The sequence below is a fragment of the Allobosea sp. FBZP-16 genome (assembly GCF_002831785.1).
Classification (GTDB): Bacteria; Pseudomonadota; Alphaproteobacteria; order Rhizobiales; family Beijerinckiaceae; genus Allobosea; species Allobosea lupini.
Map to the genome: position 1 here is coordinate 658,761 of NZ_LNCQ01000023.1, position 14,149 is coordinate 672,909.

Here is a 14,149-nt window from a genome sequence, read left to right on the forward strand (position 1 = left end):
CGAGGCCCAGAGATGACCAGCACCGACACCATAAATCACCTGATCGACGGCAAGGCGGTCTCGGCGACCGGCGGGCGCACCTTCGAGCGCCGCAACCCGCTCGACGGCTCCGTCGCCAGCCGCGCCGCTGCGGCGACGCCGGACGACGCGCGTGCAGCGGTCGAGGCCGCCGCCCGTGCTTTCCCGGCCTGGTCGCAGACGCCCCCCGCGAAGCGTCGCGAACTGCTGGTCAAGGGCGCGCATGCGCTGGAGGCGCGCGCTGCGGACTTCACGGCGGCAATGTCGGCCGAGACGGGGGCCTCCGCGATCTGGGCCGGCTTCAACGTCCATCTCGCCGCCGACATGCTGATCGAGGCCGCCGCGCTGACGACGCAGATCAGCGGCGAGGTCATCCCCTCCAATGTGCCCGGCAGCCTCGCCATGGCGGTGCGTCAGCCGGCCGGTGTCGTGCTCGGCATGGCGCCATGGAACGCACCGGTCATCCTCGCCACCCGCGCCGTCGCCGTGCCGCTCGCCTGCGGCAACACCGTCGTGCTGAAGGGCTCGGAGCTCTGCCCGCGCACCCATGGGCTGATCATCGCGGCGCTGCAGGAGGCGGGGTTGCCCGAGGGCGTCGTCAACTTCGTCACCAATGCGCCGGAGGATGCCGCCGAGGTCGTCGCGGCGATGGTGGCGCACCCTGCGGTCAGGCGCGTCAACTTCACCGGCTCGACCCATGTCGGTCGCATCATCGCCAAGCTCTGCGCCGAGCATCTGAAGCCGGTGGTGCTAGAGCTCGGCGGCAAAGCGCCAGCGCTCGTCCTCGACGATGCCGATCTCGACGCGGCGGTCGCGGGCATCGCCTTCGGCGCCTTCGCCAATTCCGGCCAGATCTGCATGTCGACCGAGCGCATCGTGGTCGATAGCGCGATAGCCGACGATTTCGTCGCCCGGCTCGCCACCAAAGCAAAGAGCCTCCCGCTCGGCGATCCCCGCAAGGGACCGGTGGTGCTCGGCTCGGTCGTCGACATGAAGACAACCCAGCGCTGCAACGCCCTGATCGACGACGCGCTCGCCAAGGGTGCGACGCTGGTCTGCGGCGGCAAGTCGGAGACGACCTTGTTCCCGGCGACGCTGCTCGACCATGTCACCCCGGCGATGCGGATCTATGGCGAGGAGAGCTTCGGCCCGGTCAAGGCGATCGTGCGCGTCGACGGCGAGGAGGCCGCGATCGCCTGCGCCAACGACAACCCCTACGGTCTCTCGGCCGCCGTCTTCACCGGCGACACGGCGCGCGGCTGGCGTGTCGCTTCGCGGATCGAATCCGGCATCTGCCATGTCAACGGCCCGACCGTGCATGACGAGGCGCAGATGCCCTTCGGCGGCGTCAAGAACAGCGGCTATGGCCGCTTCGGCGGGCGCGCCGGCATCGAGGCCTTCACCGAATTGCGCTGGCTGACGCTGCAGACCACGCAGCGCCACTACCCGTTCTAGACGTGCAGATGAGCCCGATCCGGATATCGATACTCGGCGCCGGCGCGATGGGATCGCTGTTCGGCGGGCTCATGGCCGAAGCCGGGCATGCGGTCGAGCTCATCGACGTCAACCCGGCCCAGATCGCCGCAGTTCGCGAGCATGGCCTGCTGATCCGCAACGATGCCGGCGAGCGCCGGCTCGCGATCCCGATCAAGCGGCCGGAGGAGGCGACAAGACAGCCGGACTGGCTCATCGTCTTCACCAAGGCGATGCATACGCAAGGCGCGCTCGCGGCTGCCAGGCATCTCATCGGGCCGCAGACCCGCCTGCTCAGCCTGCAGAACGGGCTCGGGAACGCCGAGAAGCTGATGGCCTTCGCCGACGCCTCGCGCATCGCCATCGGCATGACCACCGTCCCGGCCGATCTCGTCGCGCCCGGTGAGGTGCATTCGCATGGTGAGAGCAAGACCCGCGTCGTCATGGCCGATGGCAGCGAGAACGCCGCACTCGCTGCGCTGGCGGCAGCGCTGGACGCGGCCGGGCTGCCCTGCACGGTCGATCCCGATGCGGTCGTCGCGATCTGGGAAAAGGTCGCCTTCAATGTGGCGCTGAACAGCCTGTGCGCGGTTACCCAGCGCACGGTCGGTGGCCTTGGCGCTGCGGCCGAAGGGCGGCGGCTCGCCCATGCCGTCGCGAGCGAGACTCTCGCCGTAGCGCAGGCGGAGGGGCTCGCGGTCTTGGCCGAGCGCACCCATGCGACGATCGACCATGCGCTCGACCACCATGGCGGGCACAAGCCCTCGATGCTGCAGGACCTGCTGGCGAAACGCCCGACCGAGATCGAGACGCTGAACGGCGCGATCGTTCGTGCCGCCGAAAGGCACGGCATCGCCGTTCCACGGACCGAGACGCTCTACGCATTGGTGAAACTGGCGGAGCACGCCGCCTGACGACCGGACGCGGAACAACTCGCGCCGGCAGGAATGAGGGGAGAAGCGCAGATGCAGGAACCCGTGCCGGGCGCACCGGCGAACGATCCGATCGTCTTCGGGCCGTCAGGGCGCGTGCTGCTGGCCGTCGCGAAAGTCCTGGCGATCGTCGGCGGGCTGCTCTTCGTCGGGCTCGTCGCGATGTCGATCGTCTCGATCGTCGGCCGCAAGCTGTTCTCCGCCCCGGTCCCCGGCGATGTCGAGCTCCTGCAGATGATCGCCGCTGCCGCCTCCGCTGCCTTCTTCGCCTATTGCCACCTCAACCATGGCGACGTGAAGGTCGACTTCTTCACCGCCGCGGCCCCGCCCTGGGTCAACCACCTGCTCGACGCCTTCGGCTCGCTCCTGGTCGGGCTGGTCGGAGCCGTCCTGACCTGGCGCGTCTATGTCGGCGCGATCGGCACCCGGCAGGATGGCGAAACCTCGGCGATCCTCGATATTCCGGTCTGGTGGGCGCAGATCGCGATGGCGCCGGGCTTTGCGATGCTGGCGCTGGCCGGCTTCTACATGGCGACACGCCATGCCCAGGAAGCCCTGCATCGCGAGGAGGCCCGTCGATGAGCGGGATCTCGATCGGCTTCACCATCTTCGCCTGCCTGCTGGCCTTGATGGCGTTCCGCGTGCCGATCGGCATCGCGATGTTCGTCGCGGGCTCCGGCGGCTATGTCTATCTGATGGGCGGCAACTGGGCGCCCTGGCTCAATATCCTGAAATCCATCCCCTATGCCCGCTTGTCGAACTACGACCTGACGGTCATCCCGCTCTTCCTGCTGATGGGCCAGTTCGCCACACATGGCGGCCTTTCGGCGAGCCTGTTCCGCTGCGTCAGCGCCTTCATCGGCCATCGCCGCGGCGGCGTCGCCATGGCGGCTATCGGCGCCTGCGCCGGCTTCGGCGCGATCTGCGGCTCCTCGCTGGCAACCGCAGCGACGATGGGCCAGGTCGCCCTGCCCGAGCTGCGCCGCTACCGCTATTCCGGCAGCCTCGCCACCGGCGCGCTCGCCGCCGGCGGCACGCTCGGGATCATGATCCCGCCCTCGGTGCCGCTGGTGATCTACGCGATCCTGACCCAGGAATCGATCGGCAAGCTGTTCATGGCCGCCGTGCTGCCCGGCCTGATCGCGATGTTCGGCTACATGTTCGTGGTGCAGCTGATCGTGCGGCGCAATCCCGAGGCAGGCCCGGCCGGCCCGCGCGTGCCGTGGCCGGAGCGGCTCAAGGTGCTGGCCGGCGTGTTTCCGGTGATCCTCGTCTTCGTGCTGGTGATCGTCGGCATCTATGGCGGCTGGGCGACGCCGACCGAGGCTGCCGCGATCGGCGCTGCGGCCTGCGGGGCGATCGCGGCGATCAGCGGCGGCATGCGCTGGCGCGGGCTGATCGACAGCGCGCTCGGCACGGCGCAGGCGACGGCGATGATCCTGCTCGTCCTGCTCGGCGCCGACATGCTGAACACGGCGCTCGCCCTGTCACAGATGCCGGCCGAGCTCGCAGGCTGGGTCAAGGACAGCGGCCTCGCACCGCTCTTCGTGCTGGCGATGATCCTGCTGATCTACATCCTGCTCGGCTGCGTCATGGATTCGCTGGCGATGATCCTGCTGACGATCCCGATCTTCTATCCGATGATCGTCGGGCTCGATTTCTACGGCATGTCGGTCGAGGACAAGTCGATCTGGTTCGGCATCCTGGCCCTGATGGTGGTCGAGATCGGCCTGGTGCATCCGCCGGTCGGGATGAACGTCTACATCATCAACCGTCTCGCCAAGGACGTGCCGCTGGTCGAGACCTTCAAGGGCGTGATGCCCTTCCTGGCCTCCGACCTCGTCCGCATCGTCCTCCTCGTCGCCTTCCCCTCGATCTCGCTCGTCCTGGTCAAGGCATTCGGCGCGCTGTGAGGCCGTTCACCGAGAAGCAGACAACAACCACTCAGGGAGGTGCAGCATGAGCAAGCAACGGAAGTCCATCCTCAATCGGTTCCGCAATGGCCTGTTGGCTGTCGGCGGGCTGGCAGGCCTGCTGGCGGCGACGCAAGCCTCCGCGCAGCAGGTCATCATCCGCGTCCACCATTTCCTGCCCTCGACCTCGAGCGCGCAGGTCAAGCTGATCCAGCCCTGGTGCGACAAGATCGCCAAGGAGTCCGGCGACAAGCTGAAATGCCAGATCTACCCGGCGATGCAGCTCGGCGGCACCCCGGCGCAGCTCTTCGACCAGGTGCGTGACGGCGTCGTCGACGCAATCTGGACCGTGCCGACCTATGCGGCCGGCCGCTTCGCCAAATCCGAGGTCTTCGAGCTGCCCTGGATGGTGGTGACGGCCAAGGCCGGCAGCAGCGCTTTCTGGGACTATGTCGAGAAGAACGCGCAGGACGAGTACAGGGGCGTGAAGCGCCTGTTCATGCATGTCCATGACGGCGCGCTCTTCCACTTCACCAGCAAGCAGCCGAAGACGCTTGCCGACATCAAGGGGCTGAAGATCCGGGCCGCGACCCGCGCCAATTCGAAGATGATCGCGGCGCTCGGCGCGACCCCGGTGCAGATGCCGCTGCCGGCCGTCCCGGAATCGCTCGCCAAGGGCGTCGTCGACGGCGCGGCGGTGCCGTGGGAGGGCTCGCCGGCGATCAAGCTCGCCGAGATCGCCAAATACCATCTCAACGTGCCAGCCGGAGCGCCCCGCATCTCGAACACGATCTTCCTGTTCGGGATGAACCAGGCGAAATACGACAGCCTGCCGGCCGATCTGAAGACGGTGATCGACGCCAATAGCGGGCCGCAGACCTCGGCCTGGGCTGGCGAGACCGGCTTCGACGCGGTGGTCGAGCCCTTCAAGAAGCAGGCGGCGGATCTGGGCGGCGTTTTCTATGACCTGCCGCAGGACGAGTACAAGCGCTGGGTCGCCGCCACCGCCTCGGTCGAGGAGGAGTGGGTCAAGGAGGTCAGCGCCAAGGGTGCGGACGGCAAGAAGCTGCTCGCCGAGGCCCGCGCGCTGATCCAGCAATACGGCAAGTAAGCCGGATCACTATTGCGATGAAAGCCGGCCGCCGATCATCGGCGCCGGCGATGATCGGGACGTCGCGGCGGAAGGGGTCAGGGCTCCCTCTCCGTTATGCTTCTGCCGATCTCCATCCGCGAGCGCCCCCACCCTCATTCGTCCTCTCGGTGAATGGGACGCGCGCCCTCCGAGAACAGCCCGCGCAGATAGCCGCGCGACACCGAGCGATCGGCATCGGCAAGCAGAACGAGAAAGTCGTGCGCCAGCGCCCGCAGCGCCGCGAGCTCGGAGCCGTGCTCTTCTAGCAACTCGGCGATCATCCCCGTGATTTCGGCGTCGAGGGACGCGTCCTCGACCCGCTGGTCGGCTGGCAGCGCTGACATGCTTCTCACTCTCGATTTGAGAACATAATGAGAACATGTGAGCTGAGAGAGTCAAGCCGACCGGACGTTGTAAACGGCGCGATGGCACTCGCGAATGACCGTTATGGTTCGGAAGCGGACATCGCAGGGTGCAAAAGGTCGCGCGTGACCAGCCAAGAACGTCAGGAGAGCGTGGCTGGGGCGCCAGGATTCGAACCTGGGAATGGCGGTACCAAAAACCGCTGCCTTACCGCTTGGCGACGCCCCAATCTGCGCTGCGTTCTAGAGCGCGCCGCCGCGGCGCGCAACAGCGGATCGTCCTGTCCGGGGGTGACATCTGTAGAGCCCGTCGCATAGCCGGGGCCTGGCGCCGGAGCTCTTCCGAAAAAGATCGCGCGACCCGTGCCCTTGGCTGTTGCGCTGCGGCGAGCGGCTGGCTATAAGCCGGCCACCAGTTGATCGGAGTGTGGCTCAGCCTGGTAGAGCACCTCGTTCGGGACGAGGGGGTCGCAGGTTCAAATCCTGCCACTCCGACCAAAATTTCCCGAGATGGCCCAAGACGTTGCGAAAACAGCCCTTCGGGGCTTTTTTCGTTTCTGGACGGACATGGCGGCAGTTTCGACGAGCGCGGCCCGGTTCGGACGATCCGTCGGGCCGTCCATCCCGGTCCGACGCCGCCGCGCTCCAACCGAAGGGCCGTCTCAGGCGACCCGGATCCGGCCGAGGAAATCGGCGACTTCGTTGTCGAGATCGGCCGACTGACGCGACAGCACATCGGCCGAGTCCGCCACGTGATTCGCCGCCTCGCCGGTCTCCTCCGCGACACGGCTGACGATGTCGATATGCCCGCCGGCCGTGACCGTTTCATCTGCGGCGCGCCTGACATTCTCGGCGATGCCGGCCGTCGCCACGTTCTGCTTCTCCACGACAGCCGCGACCGCGATCGAAATCTGGTTGAGCGTGTCGATCGTCGCCGTCATCGCGTCGATCGCGTCGATCGCGTCGGCACCGGAGAGGCCGATCGCGTCTATCTGGCTCTGGATCTGCTCGGTCGCCCGCCAGGTCTCGTCGGCAAGCCCCTTGATCTCATGCGCGACCACGGCGAAGCCGCCGCCCATATTGCCGATCCTCGCAGCCTCGATCGAGGCGTTGAGCGCCAGCAGGTTGGTGTGCCGGGCGATGGTCGAGATGACATTGGTGACGTTGCCGATCTCGTCGACCTTGCGCGAGAGATCGCCGACCCTGTCGAGCACGGTCAGCGCCTGCCGCGTGGTGTCGCCGACGAGCCGGGCGGCCTCGTTCACCTGGCGGTCGACCTCGGTGAAGGAACTGGCGAGCTCCGCGGTCGCCGCAGTGATGGCGACGACGTTCGACGACGACGAGCGCGACGCCTTCGATGCGGCGACGGAGCGCTGGGACACCTCTTCGGCACCGGTCCGCATCTGCACGGATGCGGCTCTGAGCGAGGCGATCGAGGCGATTACGGCCCGCGCGATGCCGGCGATCTTGCGCTCGAACTCGTTGGCGAGGTCATGCAGGATGCGCCGCCGCTCATGCGCTGCCCGCGCCGTCGTCTCGGCGACGTCCCGGCGCGCCTCGTCGGCGATCGAGCGAGCCGCCAGCGCCTCGCTTCGCTCCCGTTCGGACGACTCCACCGCCTGCCGCAGCGCCCAGACGATCCAGCTCAGCGCGGCCGCCTGCACGGTCACGATGGCGCCGTGCAGGAAAGCCCGCTTGATGTCGCTGCCGCCAGGAAACACGCCCATCGAGTTGAAGGCATTCAGCGCGAGATGGTGGGCGGTGATGGCGAGTGTCGCCGGCAGGAAGATGCGCCAGTCCAGCCAGCCGGCCAGCACCGCCAGCATGGCGAAGAAATACATGTGCAGGTCGGCCTGGTAGGGATGTCCGGCGAAGGCATAGACCAGCAGCATGACCTGGCCGATGAGCGCGACGCTGGTGACCTGACGCGTGACCCAGCCGATGCGGTCGATGCGCCAGGCAAGGGTGCTCAGGATTGCGAGAGCCGCACCCATCACGATGAGGTTCGACTGGGCAGGCCCGCCGGCCGGCGTTGCGACCAGAAGCAGTCCGACATTGGCCCAGAGGATCGCGATCAGGAACCTGGCGAACCGCGTCCTGAGGCGCTCGACTTCACCCATTTGCAAGGCTCCTCGCCTGACGGATGCAGGATTGAGCCAGCGAACCGTCGATCACGAGCCAGGCACCGGCCCGGTAGAGCGAAGCGGCATAGTCGCGGCCATCGCCGACGCTGATCGCGACGGCCGCCGCGGCGTCCAGTTGGAGGATGCTGCCACCCGCCTCCGCGACGGCGCGCGCCATCTCCGGCTGGGAGGTGCCGTTGGGAAAGAAGGCAGCGATCGGCTGCCCCGGCACCGGCCAGGCCGCGACGAGGAAGGCGCTCAAAGCCATGGCCAGGCTGAACACCAGGCCGAAGCCGATTTCACGCATCGCGTGCCCCCCGGCATCCGATCCGCAGTTGAGAAACTGTCCAAAAGAGTGCGTCTGCTGGGCTTTACAACAGGTAAACGGCAGCAATTACTATGAACCAGCGTTCACTTCCTGACCAGACCTGGATGTGCACGAACAAACGGCCTCGCCGCAGCGTCTCGCCTGCAAGTCTGGGTAGAAACCGAGAAATCCCCGCTCGACCGCCTTATCTCCCGAGCAGGGCGTCCCCGCCATTCCAGAACCGGCGCGCCGCGCAGTGGCGCGCAGCAGGTCGCTTCGCTATGCTCGCGCCGCAATCTGGAGCCGCGCTCGCATGAAATCCGCCTTCCGCCTCATCGCCGTCCTCGGCCTCACGACGCTGCTCGCCGGCTGCGACCGCTGCGGCAACATGATGGAACTCGACATGTTCCTGCAGCCGGTGAAGAAGGTCTGCACCGGCCAGAAGCCGGCCGGCTGACACCGCACGAAACGCTTCAAGACAACAAAAAAGCCGGGGCAACGCCCCGGCTTTCTGATTCGGTTGGGCCTATCGGCTCAGCCGCGGCGCTTCAGCACCGACCAGCCGGCACCGACCAGGCTCGCAGCCAGCGCCGCCTTGATCAGGTCGCCGAGCAGGAAAGGCTCGACACCCGCCGCCCACGCCTTGGCGAAGCCGATGCCGGTCGCCCCGCTCGCCATCTGCGCACCGAGCGCCAGCCAGGCGAAGCCAAGCGCCATCAGCACGATCTCGGCCAGCACCACCCCGCCGGCAAGGCGCCAGAGCGAAGCGCCGCGCGAACCGGCCCAGCCGGCGATCGCCGCGGCGGCGACGAAACCGATCAGGAAGCCGCCCGTCGGTCCGAGCAGATAGAGCGGGCCGGCCGCAACCGGCGGGGTGTTGGTGAAGACCGGCAGGCCGAACAGGCCATAGGCGATGTAGAGCGCGACGGTAGCAGCGCCGAGGCGCGCGCCATAGGCGGCGCCGAGGCCGAGCACCGCCAGCGTCTGCAGTGTCATCGGCACCGGCCAGAACGGCACCTTGACCTTGGCGGCGGCGATGATCAGCAGGCTGCCGACGACGGCGAGCGCGACATTGCGCAGGACGCGCGTGCGCGGATCGGACAGGGCCGGCAGGGCCGCGTTGACCATGGAGGTGGCGGGCAGTGGCAGCGTCTCGGCCATCGGATCTCGTCCTTCTTCTTCGAGCGCCGTCGACGCCCGGCTCGTTCGTCTATAGGAAATGGCCCGCCGGCCGACAAGCCGGTGATCGTGTTCGCTTCCGGATGTGCAGATGACCAGCGCCGACAAGGACACCGCCGACGAGCCGCTCGATTTCGACCGTGATCCCGGTGCGGCTTCCGGCGAGCTCGTCCAGCTCTCGCCGCTGGTGCGCCGGCTGATCGCCGGCAATGGCGGGCCGATGACCTTCACCGGCACCTGCAGCTACATCGTCGGCCGCGGGCGCATCGCGATCATCGATCCCGGCCCGGACGATCCCGGCCATGTCGAGGCTTTGCTCGCGGCGATCGCCGGCGAGACCGTCACCGACATCGTCATCACCCACACCCATCGCGACCATTCCCCGGCAGCGCGGGCGTTGAAGACGGCGACCGGCGCGCGCATCGTTGGCTGCGGCCTGCACCGGCCGGCGCGCGAACTCGTCCTCGGCGAGATAAACCCGCTCGACGCCTCTGCCGACCGGGACTATGCGCCCGATCTGATCATGGCCGAGGGCGACGCCGTCTCGGGCCCGGGCTGGACGCTCCAGGCATTGGAAACGCCCGGGCACACCGCAAACCACCTCGCCTTCGCCCTGCCGGAGGAGACCACCCTGTTCTCCGGCGATCATGTCATGGCCTGGTCGACCACGATCGTCGCCCCGCCCGACGGCTCGATGGTCGCCTACATGGCCTCGATCGAGAAATTGCGTGGCCGCGAGGACCGGCTCTACTGGCCGGGCCATGGCGGCCCGGTGCGGGAGCCTCAGCGCTTTCTGCGCGGGCTGGTGCAGCACCGGCGCCTGCGCGAGGCGGCCATTGTCAGCCGCCTGCAGGCCGGCGACGAAACGATCGCCGAGATGGTGCCGCCGATCTATCAGGAGCTGCCACCCCGCCTGCTCGGCGCCGCCTCGCTTTCGGTGCTGGCGCAGCTCGAGGACCTGGTCGAGCGTGGCGTCGTCATCTGCGACGACGGGGCGCCGCTGCTGGCGAGCCGCTACCGGCTGGCTTGAGCGCTCAACCGGCATTGCGAGGAGCGTAGCGACGAAGCAATCCAGAGGCGGCTGTGCTCTACGTCCCCCTGGATTGCCTCGCGGCGCCCGCAATGACGGCAATGCAGCTCAGCGCAATTCCACCAGCAGCTTCACCTCCTCCTCGAAGGCGGCGATGCGCCTGGCATTGGCGCCGAAATCGAAGCCGCCCAGCCGCGAGGCCGAGCGAATGTCGATCCGGCTGCCATCGGCGCGTGGCCGGATGCGGATGGTGATGTCGTCGTAAAGCCGCAGCACGCGCGAACGCGCGATCGCATCGAGCCGCCCTGCCCCGCTGCGTCCGCCGGGCGCGGCCCCTTCCAGCACCTGCCAGCCAAGCGTGACGCAGGCCTTGCGGGCGATGTCGTAGGCGACCTCGGCCGGCAGTTCGAGCACGATCGGCAGCGCCTTCGGATAGCCCTGGCGCTGCGCCCTGCGCCGCTCGGCGGGAACATCGGGCGGCACCCGCCCCTCACGCGCCGTCAGGGCCACGCGCGAGCGGCTGAAGGCCGGGGGCTCGTCGATATCGGTCGAGACGTCGGCGAGGAACGGCAGGGTCGCCAACTGGAAGCCGCCATACGCGACCGGCGCCAGCAGCAGCAGGCAGAGCAGGAAGGCCTGCACGGCAATGCCGATGCCGCGATGCCCCTCCTGCCAGATCCTGACGAAGGCCGCGAGCGCCAGCAGGGAGGCGAGCAGCACGAAGACATAGGCGCCGGCGATCGGGGCCAGCCGCTCGAGCGAAGGCTGGCCGAAGCGGAAGATCAGCACCGCGAGCACGACGACCGTCAGCCCGAACAGCGCCAGCCGCCGGCTCCAGATCGCCGCGCGTGAGATTGGCTCTTCGAAGACAAGCCGCCGATGCATGCGCTCTTGAGTGCTTGAGCCTCGGGAAGAAAACAAGGGAGCACTTGAAACTGACCAGGGCGTCCCGGGCGGAGCGCAGCGCAGACCCGGGATGACCTCGAACGAATGTCAGCGCACGACGATCGGCACCGTCGCCTCGACCACGCCCGGCACGGCCCGCAGCTTCTCCAGCAGGTCGAGCACCTCGTCCGGCGCAAGCGTCGCCGCGTCCTCGCTCGCGCTCGGCGCCGCCTTGAGCCAGCGCTCGCGCAAGGCTGCCGGCAGCTCGGCGTCGGCGCCGAAGCAGGCAAAGAGGTTCTCGAAGGCGGCGTCGAGCACGATGTCGGTCAGCCCGAAATCGTAGGGATAGGACTGGCCGCCGGCACGCAGCACGCTCCGGCCCTCCCCGCCGCGCACCGGCAGCACGACCGACGCGGTGCCGTCCGGCGCCAACACCCAGCAATAGAGTTTCGTGCCAGCCTTGCCCTCGATGCGGACATCGAGCCGCCGCCCTTTCACAAAGGGCGAAGCCGCCGGCAGCAAAGCGAGCCGTGCCCGGTCCGAACCGGCGCTGGCGGCGACATGCTCGAGGAAGGGCCTGACCGCCGGGTCGCAGCCTAGTCCCTCGACCGGAATGCGATTGCGCCCCGTCGGGGCCAGCACGGCATCGCCGCGGCGGAACTCGAGCTCCATCCAGCTCTGCCCGTTGCGATCCCTGTCGAAGCGGCCGCGCGTCATCACCTCGGCGCCAACAGCGGCGCATTGTCCGGGCGCGGCCTTGCGGATCTCCAGCGGCCGGCCGCGCAGGACGCGATCGTCCGAGCGCGACTCGGCGTCGAGCGCGAGCAGCAGCCTCTCGCCGAGTGCGGCGCTGCAGGTGCTGTAGCCGCTCGCCGCGGCGAAGGGGCAGATATCGACCCGCTTCAGCTCCGGCGCGGCCCGCACGAGGTTGTCGACCGCCCGGCTCATGACCTGGTCGATATCGACCACGCCGGGCTTGGTCCTGATCGCGATCTCAACCGGCTCGCTCGTCGCCTTGCAGTCACCCGTCTTCGTGATCGCCTGCAGGCGGAAGCTCGCTTTGTCCTCCTGCCGCGCCGGCTCGGTGAAGAAGACGCTGGCGTCGCCGTCGAACGCCCGCCGGATCTGCGCCTCGGCTTCGCCCGGCTTCTGCAGGTTGAGGCTGTCGCGCAGCGTCTTGATGCGGACGACATCGGCGCTCGCCGCCAGCCTGACCCGCCCCTCGCTCTGCAGCCGGCTCTCGATGGCGAGCCGGGCCTCGTCGGCCTGCGTGCGCGACAGAACCTGCTGGCCGGCATCGAAGCCGACCACGGCCAGCGAGAGATCGCGCTTGCCGGCGCAGGCGGCGATGGTGTCGAGCCAGGCCGACAGCGCATCGGCCTGCGCGGCGCTGCCCCCGGCAACGAACAGTCCGGCGACGAGAAGACTTCGCAGCAAACCGCTCACGGCCGGGTTCTAGTGCTCCTGCTCCAGCGACCGCGCATAACCATCCAGCGCCCGCACAAAAACGGGATTGAAGCGGCCATCGATCGCGCCGCTGTAATGATCGGCCTTCTGTGCCGCCCGTTGCAAGGCCCGCACCGTGTCCGGCTTCAGCTTCTGCTCTGAGACGTCGCTGGCCGAGATCGCCGCGGCGCCGGCTTCGCCCTTCGCCAGCGCCTTCATCAGCATCTGCAGCGAATTCGTCCCGGGAAAGAAGGAGCCGAAGCCGTTATCGATCAGCGTCGCCATCGAAACCATCGCGATCGGATCGCCCTTGTCGGCGGCCTGGCGGAACAGGTCGAAACCCTTCTGCGGATTCTTCGGAAAGCCCGGACGCCCTTCGAGATAGGCTGGCACCAGCTTGGCGATCGAGAAGGCATCCCCTGCTTCCGCCGCCTTCTGGTACCAGCGCAATGACGCGGCCTCGTCGCGCGGCCGGCCGCGGCCATATTGCAGCATGCGCCCGACATTGCTCATGGCGATGGCGTTGCCAGTGCCGGCGGCCTGCTCATAGAGGCCGAAGGCCTTCTGCAGGTCGACCTTGCTGCCCTGGCCGTTCTCGTAGAGCGCGCCGAGATTGTTCATCGCCGCGGCGCTGCCGGCATCTGCCGCCTTGTCATAGGCAGCCAGTGCGTCCTTGTAGCGCTCGGCTTTGTCGTAGGCGCGTCCGAGCTGGTAGGAGAGCCGCCTGATCTGCGGCTGCTGCTCCGCCGCCTGCTTGCAGGCCGCGATCGCGGCGCGCGCATCGATCCGCGCGAACTTCACGCCCTTGACGCCCTCGCGCCGGTCGGGATCGTTGGGATCGCTGGCGAGCTCGTCGCAGTCCTGCACGCGCGGATCGCGCGAGGCGTCGGTGCGGCCGAGATAGCCTTCCGCCAGCGAACGATAGGCGCAGACCGTGCCGCAGCCTTTGAGATAGTCCTCGTAGCGGCCGGAGCCGCCGAGCCTGACCCAGTTCTGCTCGTCGATGGCGGCCTCGCCACTGCGGCTTTTTTCAAGCAAGAGCGCCATCGCCGCCTCGCGGTACTGGCAGGTCTCGCCGCAGCGCGCGACGTAACCCTCGAGCGCGCTGCGCTCACCCGCCGCCTTGGCCCGCTGCCAGTTGGCCTCGTCCCGCGCCAATGCGACCGCGCGCGCCACCGCCGGCACCGGCTGCGCCACCGGCAGTGCGATCGAAGCGAGGTCGATCTCCGGTGCCTGCTCGCGGCCGCTGTCGCGCCGGGCCGCGGCCTCGACACTGTCCTTGAGGTAGCGCTGCAGGTCGGACCAGGCGAGCGGGCCGGTCTCGGGCGCGCCAGCCGGACGCGCCAGCC

14 protein-coding genes and 2 tRNA genes are annotated in these 14,149 nt (G+C 68.3%); 8 read left to right on the forward strand and 8 right to left on the reverse strand.

Annotated elements, in window-relative coordinates; translation table 11 throughout:
• Positions 1-12 precede the first annotated feature (12 nt).
• Genes CXY91_RS12985 through CXY91_RS13005 form a run of 5 tightly spaced genes read left to right on the forward strand, consistent with a single transcriptional unit; the run spans position 13 to position 5,447 of the window.
• Positions 13-1,473: an aldehyde dehydrogenase gene (locus CXY91_RS12985; protein ID WP_100961818.1), complete on the forward strand. Its 1,461-nt coding sequence runs from the start codon at positions 13-15 to the stop codon at positions 1,471-1,473.
• A gap of 8 nt (positions 1,474-1,481) precedes the next feature.
• The gene (locus CXY91_RS12990; protein WP_199777419.1) at positions 1,482-2,405 is read left to right on the forward strand and encodes a ketopantoate reductase family protein; all 924 of its coding nucleotides are present in this window, start codon (positions 1,482-1,484) and stop codon (positions 2,403-2,405) included.
• A 51-nt stretch (positions 2,406-2,456) separates the two neighbouring features.
• Complete coding sequence (locus CXY91_RS12995; protein WP_100961819.1) at positions 2,457-3,005, forward strand: TRAP transporter small permease; 549 nt, start codon at positions 2,457-2,459, stop codon at positions 3,003-3,005.
• On the forward strand, positions 3,002-4,336 hold the full coding sequence (locus tag CXY91_RS13000; protein WP_100961820.1) for a TRAP transporter large permease: 1,335 nt from the start codon (positions 3,002-3,004) through the stop codon (positions 4,334-4,336). Before CXY91_RS12995 ends, CXY91_RS13000 begins: the two co-directional genes overlap by 4 nt.
• A 46-nt stretch (positions 4,337-4,382) precedes the next feature.
• Positions 4,383-5,447 (forward strand): TRAP transporter substrate-binding protein, encoded by a 1,065-nt coding sequence (locus CXY91_RS13005; RefSeq protein WP_100961821.1) that lies wholly within the window; start codon positions 4,383-4,385, stop codon positions 5,445-5,447.
• A 134-nt stretch (positions 5,448-5,581) separates the two neighbouring features.
• On the opposite strand, the gene CXY91_RS13010 is transcribed toward CXY91_RS13005, so the two are convergent.
• Together CXY91_RS13010 and CXY91_RS13015 are read right to left on the reverse strand one after the other, a co-directional pair.
• On the reverse strand, positions 5,582-5,812 hold the full coding sequence (locus CXY91_RS13010; protein WP_100961822.1) for a hypothetical protein: 231 nt from the start codon (positions 5,810-5,812) through the stop codon (positions 5,582-5,584).
• Positions 5,813-5,984: 172 nt separating this feature from the next.
• Positions 5,985-6,059 (reverse strand) — tRNA-Gln (locus CXY91_RS13015).
• A gap of 192 nt (positions 6,060-6,251) precedes the next feature.
• Between CXY91_RS13015 and CXY91_RS13020 the strand changes: the two genes are divergently transcribed.
• Positions 6,252-6,328, forward strand: a tRNA-Pro gene (locus tag CXY91_RS13020).
• A 164-nt stretch (positions 6,329-6,492) separates the two neighbouring features.
• Here CXY91_RS13020 and CXY91_RS13025 read toward each other — a convergent pair.
• Both CXY91_RS13025 and CXY91_RS13030 read right to left on the reverse strand, forming a co-directional pair.
• Complete coding sequence (locus CXY91_RS13025; RefSeq protein WP_100961823.1) at positions 6,493-7,950, reverse strand: methyl-accepting chemotaxis protein; 1,458 nt, start codon at positions 7,948-7,950, stop codon at positions 6,493-6,495.
• Positions 7,943-8,347 (reverse strand): hypothetical protein, encoded by a 405-nt coding sequence (locus CXY91_RS13030; RefSeq protein ID WP_158673394.1) that lies wholly within the window; start codon positions 8,345-8,347, stop codon positions 7,943-7,945. Before CXY91_RS13030 ends, CXY91_RS13025 begins: the two co-directional genes overlap by 8 nt.
• Before the next feature lie 226 nt (positions 8,348-8,573).
• Between CXY91_RS13030 and CXY91_RS30170 the strand changes: the two genes are divergently transcribed.
• A complete protein-coding gene (locus CXY91_RS30170; protein ID WP_158673395.1) occupies positions 8,574-8,717 on the forward strand; it encodes a hypothetical protein in 144 nt (47 codons plus the stop codon).
• Between the two features lie 77 nt (positions 8,718-8,794).
• On the opposite strand, the gene CXY91_RS13035 is transcribed toward CXY91_RS30170, so the two are convergent.
• Positions 8,795-9,421 (reverse strand): biotin transporter BioY, encoded by a 627-nt coding sequence (locus tag CXY91_RS13035; RefSeq protein WP_199777420.1) that lies wholly within the window; start codon positions 9,419-9,421, stop codon positions 8,795-8,797.
• Positions 9,422-9,530: 109 nt separating this feature from the next.
• Here CXY91_RS13035 and CXY91_RS13040 point away from each other — a divergent pair, with 109 nt between their 5' ends.
• A complete protein-coding gene (locus CXY91_RS13040; RefSeq protein ID WP_091837588.1) occupies positions 9,531-10,469 on the forward strand; it encodes an MBL fold metallo-hydrolase in 939 nt (312 codons plus the stop codon).
• A gap of 108 nt (positions 10,470-10,577) precedes the next feature.
• On the opposite strand, the gene CXY91_RS13045 is transcribed toward CXY91_RS13040, so the two are convergent.
• From CXY91_RS13045 to CXY91_RS13055, 3 genes are all read right to left on the reverse strand, one after another.
• Entirely contained in the window at positions 10,578-11,354 is a 777-nt protein-coding gene (locus tag CXY91_RS13045; RefSeq protein WP_100961825.1) for a DUF1499 domain-containing protein, read from the reverse strand.
• 108 nt (positions 11,355-11,462) lie between these two features.
• Complete coding sequence (locus tag CXY91_RS13050) at positions 11,463-12,800, reverse strand: hypothetical protein (RefSeq protein ID WP_248307457.1); 1,338 nt, start codon at positions 12,798-12,800, stop codon at positions 11,463-11,465.
• Between the two features lie 9 nt (positions 12,801-12,809).
• Positions 12,810-14,149: tetratricopeptide repeat protein (locus CXY91_RS13055; protein ID WP_248307458.1), on the reverse strand; the 1,340-nt coding region annotated here is incomplete at its 5' end.

Bases quoted from the DNA above. Each gene is read 5' to 3' on its own strand.
- CXY91_RS12985 (WP_100961818.1), top strand. From the start codon at position 13: ATGACCAGCACCGACACCATAAATCACCTGATCGACGGCAAGGCGGTC.
- CXY91_RS12990 (WP_199777419.1), top strand. From the start codon at position 1,482: ATGAGCCCGATCCGGATATCGATACTCGGCGCCGGCGCGATGGGATCG.
- CXY91_RS12995 (WP_100961819.1), top strand. From the start codon at position 2,457: ATGCAGGAACCCGTGCCGGGCGCACCGGCGAACGATCCGATCGTCTTC.
- CXY91_RS13000 (WP_100961820.1), top strand. From the start codon at position 3,002: ATGAGCGGGATCTCGATCGGCTTCACCATCTTCGCCTGCCTGCTGGCC.
- CXY91_RS13005 (WP_100961821.1), top strand. From the start codon at position 4,383: ATGAGCAAGCAACGGAAGTCCATCCTCAATCGGTTCCGCAATGGCCTG.
- CXY91_RS13010 (WP_100961822.1), bottom strand. From the start codon at position 5,812: ATGTCAGCGCTGCCAGCCGACCAGCGGGTCGAGGACGCGTCCCTCGAC.
- CXY91_RS13025 (WP_100961823.1), bottom strand. From the start codon at position 7,950: ATGGGTGAAGTCGAGCGCCTCAGGACGCGGTTCGCCAGGTTCCTGATC.
- CXY91_RS30170 (WP_158673395.1), top strand. From the start codon at position 8,574: ATGAAATCCGCCTTCCGCCTCATCGCCGTCCTCGGCCTCACGACGCTG.
- CXY91_RS13035 (WP_199777420.1), bottom strand. From the start codon at position 9,421: ATGGCCGAGACGCTGCCACTGCCCGCCACCTCCATGGTCAACGCGGCC.
- CXY91_RS13040 (WP_091837588.1), top strand. From the start codon at position 9,531: ATGACCAGCGCCGACAAGGACACCGCCGACGAGCCGCTCGATTTCGAC.
- CXY91_RS13045 (WP_100961825.1), bottom strand. From the start codon at position 11,354: ATGCATCGGCGGCTTGTCTTCGAAGAGCCAATCTCACGCGCGGCGATC.